This window comes from Streptomyces sp. Y2F8-2 (genome assembly GCF_014905555.1).
Taxonomy (GTDB): domain Bacteria; phylum Actinomycetota; class Actinomycetes; order Streptomycetales; family Streptomycetaceae; genus Streptomyces; species Streptomyces cynarae.
In genome coordinates, this window is the sequence record NZ_BNGS01000001.1 from 142,680 (window position 1) to 161,846 (window position 19,167).

The window sequence follows — 19,167 nt, forward strand, 5'->3', positions numbered from 1 at the left end:
GATGCCGAATGGGACGGTCCGAACGCCGACCCGAACCCTAACCCTGAAGTTTAGGGTTACCAGTGTGTCTGTTCCTTGGACTCTTCCGAACAGGACACTAAGTCGACAAGTGGCGCCCGTTCAACGAACACGCCGAACCTCCCGCTTTTCTTTTCACCCTATGTGATCAGCCGTAGCAGTGCCCAACCAGGGTGCTGGCCTGCGCGGATGTGCGTCAACTCCCCGATGACGCCGGGGCGGTGGGGACGCTGACATCGAAGTGACGCGCGCCGGACGCGGCTTTCATCAGCGCGGTGAGCGCGGCGGCCTTCGCGCGGCCCCTCTCGCTGCTGCCCCACAGCACGGTCCGTCCCCCGGTCAACTCCAGCGAGATGGCGTCATAGGAACGGACTCTGACGGTCCGGACGTCCCGCTTGACGCCGGCCGGTACGTCCTGGGCCACGAGGGCGGCCTCGCGAAGCATCCGGTCGGTGCCGAATCGGCGCCAGCCGGCCGACTTGGACACCGTCAATTCCAGGGCCGGGATGCCGTTCGGGGCCTGCGAAACCGTGGCGAACCGTACACCTTCCCTGTCCACTTCGACGAACTTTCCGCCGTTTTTGATAACCAGAACCGGAGTACGTTCAGTCACTTTCAGCCCGATTCCATGGGGCCAGGAGCGGACGGCGTCAATCGTGTCAATTCGGGGCAGTTTCCGGCGCAGACGCGCCTCGATCGCCTCGGTGTCGACGGAAATCAGCGGCGATCCGATCCGCACTCCGGCCGCCTCGCGCACCTGCGCCGCGGTCAGCACCCGGGTTCCGGAGACGGACACGCGCTCCACGCGCAGCCACGGGGAGCCGTACAGCAGCCAGAGCGAGCCGCCGACCGCCAACACCACCGCGAGCGAAAGGATGATGAGCATACGAAGGGCGCGCAGCCGCCTCAGGCGGGACGGCCTGGGCGGGCCGGGCCGAACCTGCTTCCGCTCACCGCGCTCGGCGGTCGTCGGTCCGGCCACGGTTCCTGCCTTCCCTCAAGCTGTCACTGGCGGCGCGAGGCGATCGCCTCGTGCACCATGCCGACCAACAGTTCGTCGGCGTCACGGCGGCCGAACTCGCTGGCGGCACGGGACATCTGGTACAGCCGGTGCGGGTCGGCGAGCACCGGCAGGACGTTCTGCTGGACCCACTCGGGCGTGAGCTCCGCGTCGTCGACCAGCAGTCCGCCGCCGGCCTTGACCACCGGCTGGGCGTTCAGCCGCTGTTCGCCGTTGCCGATGGGCAGCGGAACGTACGCGGCCGGCAGCCCGACGGCGGAGAGTTCGGCGACGGTCATCGCGCCCGCGCGGCAGAGCATCATGTCGGCCGCCGCGTACGCGAGGTCCATCCGGTCCAGATAACTTACCGGGATGTAGGGCGGCATCCCCGGCATCTGGTGCACCTGCGGCAGTTCGTTCTTCGGGCCGACCGCGTGCAGGATCTGGATGCCGGACTGCTGGAGGTACGGGGCGACCTGCTGGACGACCTCGTTGAGCCGGCGGGCGCCCTGCGAGCCGCCGGAGACCAGCAGCGTCGGCAGGTTCGGGTCGAGACCGAAGGCGGCGCGGGCCTCGGGCCGTACGGCGGCGCGGTCCAGGGTGGCGATGGAGCGGCGCAGGGGGATGCCGATGTAGCGGGCGCCGCGCAGCTTGCTGTCCGGAGTGGAGACGGCGACCTGGGCGGCGTACCGCGAGCCGATCTTGTTGGCGAGGCCGGGGCGTGCGTTGGCCTCGTGGATGACGATCGGCACGCCGAGGCGCTTGGCGGCCAGGTAACCGGGCAGTGCGACATAGCCGCCGAAGCCGACGACGGCGTCCGCCTTGGTGCGCTCGAGGATCTGCTCGGCCGCCTTGATCGTGCCCCGCAGCCGCCCGGGGACCGTGATCAGCTCGGGGGTCGGCTTGCGCGGCAGGGGGACGGCGGGGATCAGCGCGAGTTCATAGCCCCGCTCGGGGACGAGCCTGGTCTCCAGCCCTCGCTCCGTGCCCAGGGCCGTGATCCCCACGGTCGGGTCCTGCCTGCGCAGGGCGTCCGCGAGGGCGAGCGCGGGCTCGATGTGGCCGGCGGTCCCCCCACCGGCGAGTACGACATGCACCGAAATTCACCGCTCTCCGGACGAACGCGCCGCCGAGGCACGCCGTCGCATCGTGTTCCATCTCCGAGGCCCCCGGTCAGACACGGAGCCTCCCGCCCGCTTTCTACCAAAGCGGGGTTGCCGCATCGCAAGCGCCGCCCGCGCAGCGGGCTCGTCGCGCGCGAAGGCGATCAGCAGCCCGATGGCGAACATGGTCGGCAGCAGGGCGGACCCTCCGTAGGAGAACAGCGGGAGCGGGACGCCGGCGATCGGCAGCAGGCCGAGCACCGCACCGACGTTGATCACGGCCTGGGCCATGATCCAGGTGGTCACGCCTCCCGCGGCATACCTCACGAAGGGATCCTCCGTGCGTCCGGCCACGCGGATACCCGCATAGCCTAGAGCCGCGAAGAGGGCCAGTACCGACAGCGTGCCCGCGAGGCCGAGTTCCTCACCGGTGACGGCGAAGATGAAATCTGTGTGCGCCTCGGGGAGTTGCCCCCATTTTTCCACACTGGCACCGAGCCCGGAACCGAAGATTCCGCCCGAGGCGAGGGCGTAGAGGCCGTGCACGCCCTGCCAGCAGATGTCGTTCGGACCCGGATCGGTCGCGCCGATGCAGGCCAGGCGGTTCAGGCGGTGCGGGCTGCTCTCGATGGCGAGGGCGCCGAGCACCACGGCGACGCCCAGCACGCCGGCGAACAGCCGCGTGGGCGCCCCGGCCAGCCACAGCAGTCCGAACAGGATCGCGGTCAGGATGATCGTCGTACCCATGTCGCCGCCCAGCATGATCAGTCCGAGCAGCAGGAACGCCATCGGAACGAGCGGCACCAGCATGTGTTTCCACTGTGTGAGCAGCCGCTTGTCCTGCTTGCGCGCGATCAGGTCCGCACCCCACAGCACGAGCGCGAGCTTGCCGAACTCACTGGGCTGGATCTGGAAGGAGCCGCCCAGCGAGATCCAGTTCTGGTTGCCGTTGACCGACACGCCCACCCCCGGCACCTGCACCAGGACGAGCAGGAAGAGGGCACCGGCGAGGATCGGGTACGCCAGCGCCCGGTGCAGCTTCACGGGCATCCGCGAGGCGACGAGCATCAGCAGGGCCCCGATCGCGGCCGCCAGGAACTGCTTGCGGAAGAAGTACGACCCGGGCAGCGACATCTGCAGCGCGGTGATCTGGGAGGCCGAGTAGACCATCACCAGACCCAGCACCGTGATCAGCAGACTGCTGCCGAGGATCAGGTAGTAGGCGGTGAGGGGCCTGTCCCAGGCCCGCCGCGCCTGCGCGACGAGCCGGGTGAGGGCGTTGTCGCGCGGCGGCGGGGCGGTGGGGAGGCGCTTGGGCGCACGCGGCGTGGTACGGCTACTGGCTGCCACCGGTCACCTCATCGTCGCCGTGACACCGGCGGACCGCCGCCGACGAATCACCAGCCACATATGACTCACGCGTCCTCCAAGGATCCCCAGGCCACCGGCGGCGGCCGAGGCCCGGCGTCAGGCGCCCGCGCCCTCACCGAGTTCGCGAACGGCCTCCGCGAACGCATCCCCACGCTTGTTGTAGTTGGCGAACATGTCCATCGAGGCACAAGCAGGGGCCAACAACACGGTGTCACCCGCATGCGCCAGCCTCCGCGCCTCGGCCACAGCCGCCCGCATCGCCCCAGTGTCGGTCCGTTCGAGGTCCACCACGGGTACTTCCGGCGCGTGTCGCGCGAGGGCTTCACGGATCAGCGCCCGGTCCGCACCGATGAGCACCGCACCCCGAAGCCGCTTGGCCGCGCCCGCGACCAGCTCGTCGAAGGTCGCCCCCTTGGCGAGCCCGCCCGCGATCCACACGATCGACTCATAGGCCGCCAACGAGGCTTCAGCGGCATGCGTGTTGGTGGCCTTGGAGTCGTCGACGTACGCGACGCCGTCCACATCCGCGACGTGCGCGATGCGGTGCGCGTCCGGCCGGAAGGCGCGCAGGCCGTCCCGTACGGCCTTGGCGGGCACCCCGAAGGCGCGCGCGAGGGCCGCCGCCGCAAGGGCGTTGGCGATGTTGTGCGGGGCGGGCGGGTTGACGTCCGAGACCTCCGCCAGCTCCTGCGCGTTCTTCTGCCGGTCCTCGACGAAGGCGCGGTCCACCAGAATGCCGTCCACCACGCCGAGTTGGGACGGCGCGGGCGTGCCCAGCGTGAAGCCGACGGCCCGGCAGCCCTCCTCGACGTCCGCCTCGCGCACCAGGTCCTCGGTGGCCTTGTCGGCGACGTTGTAGACGCAGGCGACCCGATTGCCCTCGTAGATACGGCCCTTGTCCTTGGCGTAGGCCTCCATCGAGCCGTGCCAGTCGAGGTGATCGGGCGCCAGGTTCAGTACGGCGGCGGAGTGGGCGCGCAGCGACGGGGCCCAGTGGAGCTGATAGCTCGACAACTCCACCGCCAGCACGTCGTACTTCTCCTCGCCGAGGACGACGTCGAGCAGGGAGACCCCGATGTTGCCGACGGCGGCCGTGCGCAGGCCCGCCGCCTTCAGGATGGAGGCGAGCATCTGCACGGTCGTGGTCTTGCCGTTGGTGCCGGTGACCGCGAGCCAGGGGGCGGCGTCGGGGCCGCGCAGCTGCCAGGCGAGCTCGACGTCGCCCCAGACCGGCACGCCCGCCTCCGCGGCGGCGGCGAACAGCGGCTTGTCCGGCTTCCAGCCCGGCGCGGTGACGATCAGCTCGGTGCCCTCGGGCAGGGTTTCGCCGTCGCCGAGCCGGACCGTGATCCCGAGCGCCTCCAGCTCCGCGGCCTGGGCCCGGGCCCGCTCGTCGTCGCCGTCGTTGACGACGGTCACGACCGCGCCGAGACCGTGCAGCACCCTGGCCGCCGGGATGCCCGAGACGCCGAGCCCGGCGACGGTGACGTGCTTGCCCTGCCAGTCGGTCACTTTTCCGCTGCCCATCCTGCATAGAAGATGCCCAGTCCGACGACCACGCAAATACCCTGGATGATCCAGAACCTGACCACCACCAGGACCTCGGACCAGCCCTTGAGCTCGAAGTGGTGCTGGAGCGGCGCCATCCGGAAGACCCGCTTGCCGGTGAGGCGGAACGAGCCGACCTGGATCACGACGGACATGGTGATCAGCACGAACAGGCCGCCCAGCAGCGCGAGCAGCAGCTCGGTGCGGGAGCAGATCGCAAGGCCGGCCAGCGCGCCGCCCAGCGCGAGCGACCCGGTGTCGCCCATGAAGATCTTGGCGGGTGAGGTGTTCCACCACAGGAAGCCCAGGCAGGAGCCCATCAGCGCGGAGGCGACGATGGCGAGGTCGAGGGGGTCGCGCACCTGGTAGCAGGCCGACGGGTTGGTCAGCGTCATGGCGTTGGCGCAGGACTCCTGGAACTGCCAGACGCCGATGAACGTGTACGCGCCGAACACGAGCACGGACGCGCCGGTGGCGAGGCCGTCGAGACCATCGGTGAGGTTCACGCCGTTCGACATGGCGAGGATCATGAACAGCGCCCAGATGACGAACAGCACCGGGCCGATGGTCCAGCCGAAGTCCTGCACGAAGGAGAGCTTGGTGGAGGCCGGGGTGTTGCCGTGGCTGTCGGCGAACTGCAGCGCCAGCACCGCGAAGGCGACGCCGACGATCAGCTGTCCGGCCATCTTGGCCTTGGCGCGCAGACCGAGCGACCGACGCTTGACGATCTTGATGTAGTCGTCGAGGAAGCCGACCAGGCCCATGCCCGCCATCAGCGCGAGCACCAGCAGCCCTGAGTAGTTCGGCGGGTAGCCGGTGATCAGCTTCGACAGGAAGTACGCGGCGATCGTCGACAGGATGAAGGCGATGCCGCCCATGGTCGGCGTACCGCGCTTGCTGTGGTGCTCGCGCGGGCCGTCGTCGCGGATGTACTGACCGTAGCCCTTGCGGGCCAGCAGCTTGATCAGCAGCGGGGTGCCGATCAGGGTCAGGAAGAGGCCAATGACTCCTGCGAACAGGATCTGCTTCATCATCGGGCGGCAACCTCACCCTCGGCACCGGTCTCGAGCAGCGCCTGCGCCACGCTCTCGAGCCCGACCGACCGGGACGCCTTCACGAGTACGACGTCTCCCGGGCGCAACTCGCTGCGCAACAGGTCGATCGCCGCCTGTGCGTCGGACACGTGCACCGACTCCTCACCCCACGAACCCTCGTTATATGCGCCCAGTTGCAGCCAGGACGCTTCCCTGCCCCCGACCGCGACGAGCTTGCTGACGTTGAGCCGGACGGCGAGCCGTCCGACCGCGTCGTGCTCGGCGAGCGCCTCGTCCCCGAGCTCGGCCATCTTGCCGAGCACCGCCCAGGTCCGCCGTCCCCGGCCCATGGCGGCCAGCGCGCGCAGGGCGGCTTTCATGGACTCCGGGTTGGCGTTGTAGGCGTCGTTGACGATGGTCACGCCGTCAGGGCGCTCGGTGACCTCCATCCGCCAGCGGGAGAGGGAGCCCGCCTCGGAGAGCGCGACGGCGATCTCGTCTGCGGACATGCCCAGCTCATGGGCGACGGCGGCCGCGGCGAGCGCGTTCGACACGTGGTGCTCACCGTACAGGCGCATGGTCACATCGGATGCACCGGAGGGTGTGTGAAGCCTGAAGGCGGGCTGTCCGCTGTCCGTGAGTCTCACGTTCTCGGCGCGTACGTCCGCTTCGTCGGACTCTCCGAAAAGGATCACCTTCGCCTTCGTACGGGAGGCCATGGCACGCACGTACGGGTCGTCGGCGTTGAGGACCGCGATGCCGCCGGCGTCCGAGGAGGGCAGGCTCTCGACGAGTTCGCCCTTCGCCTGTGCGATCTGTTCGCGGCCGCCGAACTCGCCGATGTGGGCGGAGCCGACGTTGAGCACGACACCGACCTTCGGCGGGGTCAGCTCGGTGAGGTAGCGGATGTGGCCGATGCCGCGGGCGCCCATCTCCAGGACGAGGAACCTGGTGTCCTCGGTGGCGCTGAGGGCGGTCAGCGGCAGCCCGATCTCGTTGTTGAGCGAGCCGGGTGTGAACACGGTCGGCGCCTTGCGCCGCAGCACCTGGGCGATGAGGTCCTTGGTGCTGGTCTTGCCCGCGGAGCCGGTGAGGGCCACGAGGGTCGCCCCCAGCCGTGAGACGACGTGACGCGCGAGGGCGCCGAGGGCGGCCTGGACGTCGTCCACGACGATCGCGGGCACGCCGACGGGGCGTGATGCCAGGACGGCGGCGGCACCGGCCTCGACGGCCGTCTGCGCGAAGTCGTGGCCGTCCACGCGTTCGCCGACGAAGGCGACGAAGAGGCAACCGGGCCCCACCTCGCGGGAGTCCCGGACGACCGGCCCCGTGACCTGGACGGACGGGTCCGGTATGTCATGCGTCTGCCCGCCGACGACTTCTGCGATCTCGGCGAGGGAGAGGGCGATCACAAGTTCATCCCTGGGTGTTCTGGATAGCTTCGCGAAGCACCTGGCGGTCGTCGAAGGGACGGACCACTCCGGCGATGTCCTGGCCCTGTTCGTGGCCCTTGCCCGCGACGAGCACGGTGTCCCCGGGCCGCGCGCGGGCGACGGCGGCTGCGATGGCGGCGGCCCGGTCCTCGAAGACCTGGACCTCGCCGCGCTCGTGCGCGGGCACGGACGCGGCGCCCTGGAGCATGGTGGCGAGGATCGCGAGGGGATCCTCGGAGCGCGGGTTGTCGGAGGTCAGTACGGCGGTGTCGGCGAGCCGGGCCGCGGCGGCGCCCATCGGGGCGCGCTTGGTGGTGTCACGGTCGCCGCCGCAGCCGATGACGACGTGCAGCCTGCCCTCGGTGACCTTGCGCAGGGCGCGCAGCACCGATTCCACGGCGTCGGTCTTGTGGGCGTAGTCGACGACCGCGAGGTAGGGCTGCCCGGCGTCCACGCGTTCCAGGCGCCCGGGGACGCCCGGTACGGCGGCGACGCCGTCGGCGGCGGTCTGCGGGTCCAGCCCGGCCTCGGCGAGGGCGACGATCGCGGCGAGGGTGTTCGCCACGTTGAACGGGCCCGGCAGCGGCGACCTGGCGGCGATCCGCTGCTCCTTGGGGCCGATCACGGTGAACGTGGAGTCCAGCGGGCCGATGTGGACGTCCTCGGCACGCCAGTCGGCGTCCGGGTGGCCCACGGCGGAGTACGTGACGACCGGGACGCCGGCCTCCTTGGCGAGCCTGCGGCCGTACTCGTCGTCGAGGTTGACCACACCGAGCCTGCTGCGCTTCTCCGTGAACAGCTGCGCCTTCGCCCGGTAGTAGTCCTCCATGTCGGAGTGGAACTCCATGTGTTCCGGGCTGAGGTTGGTGAAGACGGCGACGTCGAACACGCAGCCGTCGACGCGGCCGAGGACCAGCGCGTGGCTGGAGACCTCCATGGCGACGGCTTCGACCCCGCGCTCGCGCATGACCGCGAACAGGGCCTGCAGGTCGGTGGCCTCGGGGGTGGTGCGCTCGGACTTGATGCGGGTCTCACCGATGCGCATCTCGACCGTGCCGATGAGTCCGGTGGACCGGACCGTCTTCAGGCCGCCCTCGACGAGGTAGGCGGTGGTGGTCTTGCCGGAGGTGCCGGTGATGCCGATCTGGAGCAGGTCACGGCCGGGGTGGCCATAGATCGTGGCGGCCAGCTCGCCCATCCGTGCGCGCGGGTCGTCGACCACCAGGACCGGCAGGCCGGTCGCGGTGGCGCGCTCGGCGCCCGTCGGGTCGGTCAGCACGGCGGCCGCGCCGAGTCCGGCGGCTTGGGTGACGAAGTCGGCGCCGTGCGCTCGGGCGCCGGGCAGGGCGGCGTACAGGTCGCCGGGACGCACGGCGCGCGAGTCGTGGGTGATGCCCGTGACCTCGGCGACGCCCTCCGGGGCGGTGACACCCAGCTGGCCGGCGAGCTCCGCGAGGGGTGTGGCGGAGACGTGCTGCGGCCTGGGCGGTCCCGGATATGTCACGGAAGCGCCCTTCTGAGTGGTGGGGGACTGATCAGCGTGTGGCACGGCGGTGAGCGTACCCGGCGCACCCCCCGGGGGGCGAAAAGGGAGCCCGCGCGAAGCCCGGTCCGACAAGGGCGGTGGTGGGAGACGGGTGGGCGAGGGCGGGGTGTGGTTCCCGGGATCGGGAGTGTTCGTTGTCACGAGCTGGTTCCTCGTCGGTCTTTCCCGTAGTGCTTCGTAGAGCTGATCATGGCGTGAACGTGACGGGCAGGTTCGCTGGGGCGGCTCCGGTGGGTGGGACCTGGAGGGTCTTCAGGGCGAACTCCATCACCTGCTTGAAGACCGGGCCACAGATGTCGCCGCCGTAGTAGCTGCCCTTGGTGGCGTTCTGGATGGCGCAGTAGACGGTGACGCGCGGGTTGTCCGCGGGGGCGAAGCCGGCGAAGGAGGACGTGTAGCCGCGGTACCTGCCGGTGGCCGGATCCACGCGGTTGGCCGTACCCGTCTTGCCCGCGACCCGGTAGCCGGGGATGCGCGCCTTGCTGCCGGTTCCCTGCCCGTCGTCCACGACGGCCTCCAGCATCTGGGCGAGCGTCTTCGCCGTCTTGTCGCTGACGACCCTGGTCTTCTCGGGCTGCGGGGCCGGGGTGAAGCGGCCGTCCGGGCCCTTCGTGCCGCGCACCAGGGTGGGCTCGACGCGCACGCCGCCGTTGGCGATGGTCGAGTAGACGGACGCGGCCTGCACCGCGTTGATCGACACGCCCTGGCCGAAAGGAATCGTGTACTGCTGGGAGGTCGACCACTTGGCGGCCGGCGCGAGGATGCCGGCGGTCTCACCCGGGAAGTCGAGCCCGGTGGGGCGGCCGATGCCGAATTTACGCAGGTAGGAGTAGAGGACCTGGTTCGCCTGCGCCTGCGTCCTGCCGAGCTGGCCGGCCGCCAGGATGGTGCCGATGTTGCTGGACTTGGCGAGGACGCCGTTGAGGGTCAGGTACCACGTCTTGTGGTCGACGTCGTCCGCGAAGAGCCGGTCGCCCCGGTGCAGCCGATTGGGCACGGTGACGTGGGTCAGCGGGGTCGCGGCGTTCTCCTGGAGCACGGCCGCCATGGTCATGACCTTGGCGGTGGAGCCGGGCTCGTACGCGTCCTGCACGGCGGCGTTCCCGAGGGCCGCCGCGTTGGCGTGCGCGAGGTCGTTGGGATCGAAGCCGGGCGAGTTTGCCAGGGCCAGGATCTGGCCCGTCCGGGTGTCCTGCACCACGACGTACCCGCGGTCCGCCCCGGACTTCTTCACCTGTTCGGTGATGGCGCTCTGGGCGGCCCACTGGATGTCCCGGTCGAGGGTCAGTTCGATGTCGGAACCGGCCACGGCGGGTGTCTCGGCGGAGCCCGCGGTCGGCACCAGACGGCCGCCGGACTGGGCGTAGCGGATCTTGCCGTCCTTGCCCGCCAGTTCCTGGTTCATCTGCTGCTCGATGCCGCCGGCGCCCTTGCCGTCGGCGTTGACCCAGCCGAGTACCCCGGCGGCGAGGTCGCCGTTGGGGTAGACGCGCTTGTTGGTGGGCTCGGCGAGAACGCCGGCGAGGACGTTGGCCGTGTTCGGGTCCGTCCTCGCCTTGGCGGCGAGGGTGTTCTTCAGATCCTTGATCTGCTTCCACACCTGGGGGGTCTGGCGGTGGGCGAGCAGCACGTACTGGGTGTCCGGGGTCTTGAGCTTCCTGGCGACCTCGGCGGTGTCCTGGCCGATGATCGGCGCGAGCAGCGCGGCTGCCTGCTCGGGGGCGTCCGCCACCTTGGTGGCCTGGGGCGTGAAGAGCGTCGGGTCGGCCGTGATGTCGTACGCGTCCACGCTGCTCGCCAGTTCGACACCGTTGCGGTCGGTGATCTCGCCGCGGACGGCGGCCAGGGTGCGGCCGACGTAGCGGTTCTGGTCGGCCTTGGCGGTGTACGCGCTCGCGTCCACGGCCTGCACCTGGAGCAGCCGTACGACGAAGGCGGTCATCACCAGGGTCAGTGCGAGGCCGATCAGGCGCAGCCGGGGGCGGGGGCTGCCGAGCCGGATGGTGCGCGGGGCGGGGCGGCGGGCCGGGGCCGGGCGGTGTGCCGGGCGGGCGCCGGGGCCCGGGCGGCGCCGGGCGTCGGGGCGCACCGGCCGGGCGGGGCCGGGCACGCGACGGCGCGGCGGTTCCCTGTCGGACACTTCCGTCACCTGCCGGGGGTCGGGGAGGGGTGTACGGGCTGAGTCGGGGACGCGGCCGTCCGGGCGGCCGGGGTCGACGACGCAGCCGTGCGGGCGGCCGGGGTCGACGACGCGGCCGTGCGGGCGGCGGCCGGATGGGTGGAGCGGGACGGCGACGGCGGTGCCGCCGGGCTGGGGCTGGTGCCGAGCGCCTCGGGCGGGCGCACGGCGGCGGTGCTCGCCGAGGCCTGCTGACCGACGGGCCCGGGGACGCCCTTGACGGTGCCGTCGGGGTTCAGGAAGACGGGGTCGCCGCCGGGGACCATGCCGAGTTCGCGGGCCCGCCGCTGGAGCGCGTCGGGCGCGGAGTAGGCGTCCACGTCCCGCTGGAGGGCCTGTTCCTCGTCGGTGAGGTTCTTGGTCTGCCGTTGCAGGTCGTCGAGCTTGAACGCGCCCTCGCTGAGCGCGGAGTTCAGCATGAGGAGCGCGATGAGGCCGCCGCCGAGCAGCAGGACGACGAGCAGCACGAAGGGGGTGCGGGCGGCCCGGCTGCCGCCGGCGGGGATCAGCCGGGCGAGCCGGGCTGCCCGGCCCCTGAGTTCGGGTTTGCCGCTCACAGGCCCTCCCGCCGCGCTTCCACACCCTCCTCGCGTCCCCTGCTCACTCGCCCACCCCTTTCGTGCGCCTCACTCGGTTGTCGTACGGCTCACTCGGTGCCCTGGCTCACTCGACGTCCTCACGGACGCGCTCTGCACCACGCAGACGTGCCGGGGCCGCCCGGCGGTTCTCGGCGATCTCCTCCTCGGTGGGAAGTTCGGCACCGCGGGTGAGGAGCTTGAGCCGGGGCTGGTAGCGCTCGGGGACGACCGGCAGCCCGGGGGGCGCTGTGCTCGCCGCCCCCGCCGCGAACACCTGCTTGACCAGGCGGTCCTCGAGCGAGTGGTAGGAGAGGACGGCGATCCGGCCGCCGACGGACAGCGCCTTGACGGCCGCGGGAATCGCCCGTTCCAGAACGGCGAGCTCGCCGTTGACCTCGATGCGCAGCGCCTGGAAGGTGCGCTTGGCCGGGTTGCCGCCGGTTCGCTTGGCCGCCTGCGGGAGCGCGTCGCGGATCAGCTCCACCAGCCGCGCGCTGTTGGTGAACGGCTCCTTCTCACGCTCGCGCACGATCGCGGACACGATCCGCTTGGCCTGCTTCTCCTCGCCGTACGTTCGCAGGATCCGCACCAGGTCGCCGGCCGGGTAGGTGTTGAGGACCTCGGCGGCGCTGATGCCCGTCGTCTGGTCCATGCGCATGTCGAGCGGGGCGTCCTGGGCGTAGGCGAAACCGCGCTCCGCCTCGTCGAGTTGCATGGAGGAGACGCCGAGGTCGAAGAGCACACCCTGGACGCGCGGAACGCCCAGCCGGGCGAGGACGTCGGGCAGTTCGTCGTAGACCGCGTGCACCAGAGTGGCGCGGTCACCGAAGGGGGCCAGGCGCTCCCCGGACAGGCGCAGCGCCTCCTTGTCGCGGTCCAGCCCGATGAGCCGGGCTTCGGGGAACCGCGTCAGGAGCGCCTCGCTGTGGCCGCCGAGCCCGAGGGTGCAGTCGACGACGACGGCTCCCGGCTCGTCGAGGGCCGGGGCCAGCATGTCCAGGCACTGCCGGAGCATGACGGGCACGTGTCGACTCTGGGACAAGGGGGCCTCTCAGATCCGGCGCGGCCCGCATCGCACCGCCAGGTCCCCGCCCGCTCACAAGGCGGCCTGCCGGCGCCGGAAGCGTCAGCCGACCGGGAGCGGGAGGAGGCCGAGCCGTACGTACGCGCCGCGCACGCGGGGAGTCATCGGCGTCCGCCGACGTCTCCGGGTGAACAGTGGCGGGGAGAGCGTCTCGCCTCCCGCTTCGCGTCACTTTAGTCCACCCTGTCTCGCGGTCAATCAATGGGCCTGTGTGTGGCGCCACCGCCCGCCACGGCGGGAGGATTCGAAAGCATTCACCCATCCGGTGGATGTTTCGCGTCACGTGTGGATTACCTCACAACATGCCGCCGTGGCGTTTTTTGTCCCTGTCCACAGCGGGCCGAGATCGCCGATGACCAGTAACGTCATGGGTATGACGACTTCCGCATCCGTACCCGCCGGTCCCGAAGGCGCCATAGTGGGCTCCGTCACCGAGCGCCTCGTCGAGGCCAACCAGCGCTACGCCACCGCTTTCACCGATCCCGGGATGGACGCCCGTCCCGTGCTCGGCGTCGCGGTCGTGGCCTGCATGGACGCACGCCTCGACCTGCATGCCGCGCTGGGCCTGAAGCTGGGCGACTGTCACACCATCCGCAACGCGGGCGGCGTGGTCACCGACGACGTGATCCGCTCCCTCACCATCAGCCAGCGGGCGCTCGGCACCCGCAGCGTCGTGCTCATCCACCACACGGGCTGCGGCCTGGAGTCGCTGACCGAGGAGTTCCGGCACGAGCTGGAGATGGAGGTCGGCCAGCGGCCCTCCTGGGCGGTCGAGGCGTTCCGCGACGTGGACCAGGACGTGCGGCAGTCGATGCAGCGGGTGCGCACCTCGCCGTTCCTGGTGCACACGGACGACGTGCGCGGTTTCGTGTTCGATGTGAAGACGGGCCGACTGCGGGAGATCGATCCGGCGTAACGGCACGTTCCGGGCTCCCACCCCGTACTCCACCCGCCGTCAGCGTGCCGACGGGAAAAGTCCATTCGGACAAAGATCCCGGCCCTGGTGCGTCAAAAAGCCCGTAAGGCCGACATATCGCGGCCAGTTATCCACAGGCGAGTGACACGAATCGGTAACGGCGGCAAGATTGCGGGTTGTGGCGTCACGCGGAACTTCCCACGCGTGGTGTCCGTGTTTCGGGGTGGGCCGGTCCGCACAGCAGAGCGTCGGCCCGGAGAAAGAACGGGCCGAGGAGGGCCGGGTGACGACCTATGACGATCGAGCGAGCCTCACTGATCTGACCGCCACTGTGGAGCGCGTCCTCAGATCGGTGGAAGGAGTGATCGAGGGCAAGCCCGAGGTCGTACGGCTTTCGCTGACCGTGCTGCTCGCCGAGGGGCACCTTCTGATCGAGGACGTCCCCGGCGTGGGCAAGACCATGCTCGCCAAGGCACTGGCCCGGTCCATCGACTGCTCGGTGCGGCGCATCCAGTTCACGCCCGACCTGCTGCCCTCGGACATCACGGGCGTGTCCATCTGGGACCAGCAGCGGCGGGACTTCGAGTTCAAGCCGGGCGCCATCTTCGCCCAGATCGTGATCGGCGACGAGATCAACCGCGCCTCGCCCAAGACCCAGTCCGCGCTGCTGGAGTCGATGGAGGAGCGGCAGGTCACCATCGACGGCCAGACGTACGAACTGCCCAGCCCCTTCATGGTGGTCGCCACCCAGAACCCGGTCGAGATGGAGGGCACCTATCCGCTGCCCGAGGCCCAGCGCGACCGCTTCATGGCCCGTGTCTCCATCGGCTACCCCAGCCCCGAGGCCGAACTGCAGATGCTCGACATCCACGGCGGCGTCAGCCCCCTGGACGACCTCCAGCCGGTGGCGCACGCTCACGAGATCGTGAAGCTGGTGGAGGCCGTCCGCGGTGTCCACGTCGCCGAGACGGTCCGGCGCTACGCGGTGGACCTGGTCGCCGCCACACGCACGCACCCCGACCTCAGACTCGGCGCCTCGCCGCGCGCCACACTGCACCTGCTGCGCGCGGCGAAGGCCTCCGCCGCCCTGGCCGGCCGGGAGTACGCGCTGCCGGACGACGTGCAGGCGCTCGCCGTGGCGGTCCTCGCCCACCGGCTGCTGCCCACCGCCCAGGCCCAGCTCAACCGCCGCACGGCGGAACAGGTCGTGCAGGAGATCCTGCAGAGCACCCCCGTGCCCGCCGGGCCCCAGCAGCAGCCCGGCCTCACCATGGGTCGCGGCTTCGGCCAGCAGCCGCCCCGGAGGCTCTGATGAGCCACGGGGGGACGGCGCGCACCGCCGAGGAGGACCGGGGCGGACTGCGCGCCGCGCTCGCCGGGCTGACCACGCGCGGCCGGTCCTTCCTGGCCGCCGGTGTGGCCGCCGCCATCTGCGCCTACGTGCTCGGCCAGAGCGAGTTGCTGCGGGTGGGCATCCTGCTCGCGGTACTGCCCCTGGCGTGCGCCACCGTGCTGTACCGCACGCGTTACCGGGTCGCGGGCAGCCGCCGTCTGTCCCCCTCGCGGGTGCCCGCGGGGTCCGAGGCGCGGGTCCATCTGCGGATGGACAACGTCTCGCGGCTGCCCACCGGGCTGCTGATGCTCCAGGACCGGGTGCCCTACGTCCTCGGGCCGCGCCCCCGGTTCGTCCTGGACCGGGTGGAGGCGGGCGGCCGCCGCGAGGTGTCCTACCGCGTGCGTTCGGACCTGCGTGGCCGGTACCCGCTGGGCCCGCTCCAGCTGCGGCTGACCGACCCCTTCGGGATGTGCGAGCTGACCCGCTCCTTCTCCACGTACGACACCCTGACGGTCATCCCGCGCGTGGAGCCGCTGCCGCCGGTCAGGTTCGCGGGCGAGTCGCAGGGGTACGGCGACGGGCGGCAGCGCTCGCTGGCGCTGGCCGGCGAGGACGACGTGATACCGCGCGGGTACCGGTACGGCGACGACCTGCGCCGGGTGCACTGGCGCTCCACCGCGCGCTACGGCGAGCTGATGGTGCGCCGGGAGGAGCAGCCGCAGCGGGCCCGGTGCACGGTGCTGCTCGACACCCGGGCGATCGCCTTCCAGGGCGCCGGCCCGGACTCGGCCTTCGAGTGGGCGGTGACGGGCGCGGCGTCCGCGCTGGTGCACATGCTCGAACGGGGCTTCTCCGTGCGGCTGTTGACCGACACGGGCAGTTCGGTGCCCGGTGAGGGCGCGGACGGGTTCGCGGGTGCGAGCCAGGAATCCGCGGACGCGGCCGGGCTGATGATGGACACACTCGCCGTGATCGACCACTCGGACGGCGCGGGTCTTTCGCGCGCCTACGACGTGCTGCGCGGCGGGAACGAGGGGCTGCTGGTGGCGTTCTTCGGCGATCTCGACGAGGAGCAGACCGCGATGGCCGCCAAGATGAGCGGGCGCAGCGGCGGCGCGCTCGCGTTCGTGCTGGACAGCGACGACTGGGGGCGGGAACCGACCGATGTGCCGGGCCCGGGCGACCGGAGCGGGGAGCGGCTGCGGCTGCTGCGCGAGGCGGGCTGGACCGCCGTGCCCGTGCCCCGGGGCGGGTCCCTGACGGAGCTGTGGCGTGAGGCGGACCGGCAGCACACGGGCGTGGGCGCCCTGAGCGGCGCGGAGGGACGGTCATGAGCGGGCGGGCGCGTCTGGCGCTGTGTGCCGCGGCGGCGACGCTGATGACGTCGTGCGCCCTGCTGCCGCTGGTGAGCCCGACCACCTGGTTGTTCCAGGCGGCGATGCTGGTGGCGGTGGTGACCGGGGTGGGCGCGGCGACCCGGCGGGTGCCGCTGGCGCGTCCGCTGACCCTCGCCTGCCAGGTGGTGGTCGCCCTGCTGCTGCTCACGCTGGTCTTCGCCCGGCAGCAGGCCCTGGCCGGGTTCGTCCCCGGTCCCGACGCCTTCCAGCACTTCGGGGAGCTGCTGCAGTCGGGCAGGGACGACGTCGGGCGGTACACGAGCCCGGCGCCGCTGACGCCCGGGATCCGGCTGATGATGGTCGGCGGGGTGCTGCTGATCGGACTCCTGGTGGACGCGCTGGCGGTGACGTTCCGCACGGCGGCCCCGGCCGGACTGCCACTGCTCGCGCTGTACGCGGTGGCGACGGCCCTGTCGCACGGCGGAGCCGACTGGGTGTGGTTCCTGGTGGCCTCGGGCGGCTATCTGATGCTGTTGCTGGCCGAGGGCCGCGACCGGCTGTCCCAGTGGGGGCGGGTCTTCACAGGCGCCCCGCGCCAGGGAGGCGGGGACTCCGGGGGCGCGGTGGCTCCCGTGCGCACCGGGCGGCGGATCGGCGCGGTGGCGCTGGGCATCGCCCTGGTGGTGCCACTGGCCCTGCCCTCGCTGCCGGGCGGGCTGCTGGACGGCACCGGGGCCGGGGTGGGCGCGGGGCTCGGCGACGGCAACACGATCTCCGCGGTCAACCCGCTGGTGTCGCTGCGCGACAGCCTGAACGTGGACCAGGACCGCCAGGTCATGGCGTACCGCACCAACACGGACGACACCCAGGACATGTACCTGAGGATCGTGGCCCTGGACGACTTCGACGGCACGACCTGGAAGCCCGCCCAGCGGCACATCACCTCCGTGCCGGACTCGTTCCCGACGCCGACCGGACTCGCGGGCGGCGTGCGGCGGACCGAGATCGAGACGCGGATCTCGGCGGCGGACTGGTACGCGCAGGACTGGCTGCCGATGCCGTACCCGGCGACGAGCGTGAAGATCAAGGGCAGCTGGCGGTACGAGCCGGTGGGCCGCACGCTCGTCGGCGACCACGGGCAGAACACGCGGGGCGTGCAGTACGACGTCAAGAGTCTGATCGTGCAGCCGACGGCGGAGCAGCTGGCCGATGCCCCTGAGCCGTCGGCGTCGCTGAAGCACGAGTTCACGAAGGTGCCGTCCTCGCTGCCCGCCGTGGTGGCAGAGACGGCCCGCAGGGTGACGGCAGGGTCGTCGAACCACTACGAGCAGGCGGTCAAGCTCCAGGACTACTTCGCGGTCGACGGCGGCTTCACCTACAACACGCAGGTGCAGGTCGGCACCGGACCGAACGCGATCGCCCGGTTCCTCAGGGACAAGCAGGGCTTCTGCGTGCACTTCTCCTTCGCGATGGCCGCGATGGCGCGGACGCTGGGGATACCGGCGCGGGTCGCGGTGGGCTTCACCCCTGGGTCGCCGCAGGCGGACGGATCGATGTCGGTGGGGCTGCGGGACGCGCACGCGTGGCCTGAGCTGTACTTCGAGGGCGTGGGCTGGACCCGTTTCGAGCCGACCCCGAACCGGGGCTCGACCCCGTCCTACACGCAGTCGAACACGCCGACCGGGGAGATTCCGGTGGTGCCGCGGCCGTCGCTGTCGTCGTCGACGGCGCCGTCCACCGCGCCGTCGGCGAGCGAGAGCTGCTCGGCGGCCCTGCGGAAGATCGAGGGATGCCCGAGTCAGTCCTCGCAGATCGCTGCGGGCTCCGGCGACGACGGGCCGCCGTGGTACCGCGTGCTGTTGTGGGCGCTGCTGGGTCTGGTGCTGGTGGCGGTGCCGCTGACGCCGATGCTGTGGCGGCTCAGGAGCCGGTCGGTGCGGTTGGCCTCCGCCCAGCACGCCCCGTCCGCGCAGCCGCTCGCCCGCGTCCGCCGCAGGGATCGCGGCGGTGAGCGGTATGCGGACGAGATCGGGATGACGGTGCTGCCCGGTGAGACCGCCTCGAGCCGGGCGACCGAGGTGGCCGTGGGGCACACCCTGGCCGTCTGGCGGGAGCTCACGGACACGGCGTGGGACTACGGCATCGCGCCGGACGACGCGCTGACGCCGCGGAAGGCGGCCGAGCGGATCGTGCGGCTGGGCCGGCTGGATCCCGAGACGGCCGGGTCCGTGCACCGGGTGGCGGGCGCGGTGGAGCAGGTGCTGTACGCGCCGGAGCCGCGGTCCGAGACGGGCCTGGTGGACGACGTGCGCAAGCTGCGAGTGTCCCTGCGCTCCACGGCCGGTCGCCGCACCCGCCTCCGCGCGATAGTGGCCCCTCCCTCGGCGATGCGCGCCGTATGGGCGGCGGGGGACCGCTGGGCCGACCTGAGGACGCGCTGGGCGACCCGCTGGGCGGCCCTGACTCGCCGCCCGTCGGAGCAGCAAGGGGGCTGACACGGGGTGCCGCCCGCCCTGTCGACGGGGCGGGCGGCACCCCGGGACTGCGCTCGGCGCAGATGGCCTGGGACGGCGACCCCACCCCTCAACGGCCTGAAGGGGCACCCCAGCGGCCTCGCCGTCGGTCGCACGACGTCTCCGGGCCGGGCCTGCAGGCGCTACCGGCTCGCCGCTGCGGCCCGCCAA

Annotated in this window: 14 protein-coding genes; 4 read left to right on the forward strand and 10 right to left on the reverse strand. The window is 71.5% G+C overall.

Annotated elements, in window-relative coordinates; all coding sequences use genetic code 11:
• Window positions 1-214: 214 nt before the first annotated feature.
• The 10 genes from SY2F82_RS00670 to rsmH form a co-directional block, all read right to left on the reverse strand.
• On the reverse strand, window positions 215-1,000 hold the full coding sequence (locus tag SY2F82_RS00670) for a cell division protein FtsQ/DivIB (RefSeq protein ID WP_200416931.1): 786 nt from the start codon (window positions 998-1,000) through the stop codon (window positions 215-217).
• Between the two features lie 23 nt (window positions 1,001-1,023).
• A complete protein-coding gene (murG, locus tag SY2F82_RS00675; protein WP_200416932.1) occupies window positions 1,024-2,115 on the reverse strand; it encodes an undecaprenyldiphospho-muramoylpentapeptide beta-N-acetylglucosaminyltransferase in 1,092 nt (363 codons plus the stop codon).
• Window positions 2,116-2,121: 6 nt separating this feature from the next.
• A complete protein-coding gene (ftsW, locus tag SY2F82_RS00680) occupies window positions 2,122-3,471 on the reverse strand; it encodes a putative lipid II flippase FtsW (protein WP_200416933.1) in 1,350 nt (449 codons plus the stop codon).
• A gap of 117 nt (window positions 3,472-3,588) precedes the next feature.
• Window positions 3,589-5,019 (reverse strand): UDP-N-acetylmuramoyl-L-alanine--D-glutamate ligase, encoded by a 1,431-nt coding sequence (murD, locus tag SY2F82_RS00685; RefSeq protein ID WP_200416934.1) that lies wholly within the window; start codon window positions 5,017-5,019, stop codon window positions 3,589-3,591.
• Window positions 5,001-6,074, reverse strand: a complete 1,074-nt coding sequence (mraY, locus tag SY2F82_RS00690) for a phospho-N-acetylmuramoyl-pentapeptide-transferase (RefSeq protein ID WP_200416935.1) — start codon at window positions 6,072-6,074, stop codon at window positions 5,001-5,003. Before mraY ends, murD begins: the two co-directional genes overlap by 19 nt.
• Window positions 6,071-7,486 (reverse strand): UDP-N-acetylmuramoyl-tripeptide--D-alanyl-D-alanine ligase, encoded by a 1,416-nt coding sequence (murF, locus tag SY2F82_RS00695; RefSeq protein WP_200416936.1) that lies wholly within the window; start codon window positions 7,484-7,486, stop codon window positions 6,071-6,073. Before murF ends, mraY begins: the two co-directional genes overlap by 4 nt.
• A gap of 4 nt (window positions 7,487-7,490) precedes the next feature.
• Window positions 7,491-9,011: a UDP-N-acetylmuramoyl-L-alanyl-D-glutamate--2,6-diaminopimelate ligase gene (locus SY2F82_RS00700; RefSeq protein WP_200416937.1), complete on the reverse strand. Its 1,521-nt coding sequence runs from the start codon at window positions 9,009-9,011 to the stop codon at window positions 7,491-7,493.
• 229 nt (window positions 9,012-9,240) lie between these two features.
• Window positions 9,241-11,193: a penicillin-binding protein 2 gene (locus SY2F82_RS00705; RefSeq protein WP_308437736.1), complete on the reverse strand. Its 1,953-nt coding sequence runs from the start codon at window positions 11,191-11,193 to the stop codon at window positions 9,241-9,243.
• Window positions 11,194-11,198: 5 nt separating this feature from the next.
• On the reverse strand, window positions 11,199-11,789 hold the full coding sequence (locus tag SY2F82_RS00710) for a septum formation initiator family protein (protein WP_200416939.1): 591 nt from the start codon (window positions 11,787-11,789) through the stop codon (window positions 11,199-11,201).
• A 106-nt stretch (window positions 11,790-11,895) separates the two neighbouring features.
• On the reverse strand, window positions 11,896-12,852 hold the full coding sequence (gene rsmH / locus SY2F82_RS00715; protein ID WP_200416940.1) for a 16S rRNA (cytosine(1402)-N(4))-methyltransferase RsmH: 957 nt from the start codon (window positions 12,850-12,852) through the stop codon (window positions 11,896-11,898).
• Between the two features lie 415 nt (window positions 12,853-13,267).
• Between rsmH and SY2F82_RS00720 the strand changes: the two genes are divergently transcribed.
• The 4 genes from SY2F82_RS00720 to SY2F82_RS00735 all read left to right on the forward strand — a co-directional run bounded on the left by SY2F82_RS00720 (window position 13,268) and on the right by SY2F82_RS00735 (window position 18,978).
• Window positions 13,268-13,810 carry a carbonic anhydrase gene (locus tag SY2F82_RS00720; protein ID WP_200416941.1) on the forward strand — a complete coding sequence of 181 codons (543 nt, stop codon included), beginning with the start codon at window positions 13,268-13,270 and terminating at the stop codon, window positions 13,808-13,810.
• Between the two features lie 283 nt (window positions 13,811-14,093).
• Window positions 14,094-15,122, forward strand: coding sequence for a MoxR family ATPase (locus tag SY2F82_RS00725; RefSeq protein WP_200416942.1), 1,029 nt, complete (start codon window positions 14,094-14,096; stop codon window positions 15,120-15,122).
• Window positions 15,122-16,480 carry a DUF58 domain-containing protein gene (locus SY2F82_RS00730; protein WP_200416943.1) on the forward strand — a complete coding sequence of 453 codons (1,359 nt, stop codon included), beginning with the start codon at window positions 15,122-15,124 and terminating at the stop codon, window positions 16,478-16,480. The genes SY2F82_RS00725 and SY2F82_RS00730 overlap by 1 nt, the downstream gene beginning before the upstream one ends.
• Window positions 16,477-18,978 (forward strand): DUF3488 and transglutaminase-like domain-containing protein, encoded by a 2,502-nt coding sequence (locus tag SY2F82_RS00735; RefSeq protein WP_200416944.1) that lies wholly within the window; start codon window positions 16,477-16,479, stop codon window positions 18,976-18,978. Before SY2F82_RS00730 ends, SY2F82_RS00735 begins: the two co-directional genes overlap by 4 nt.
• Window positions 18,979-19,167 lie beyond the last annotated feature (189 nt).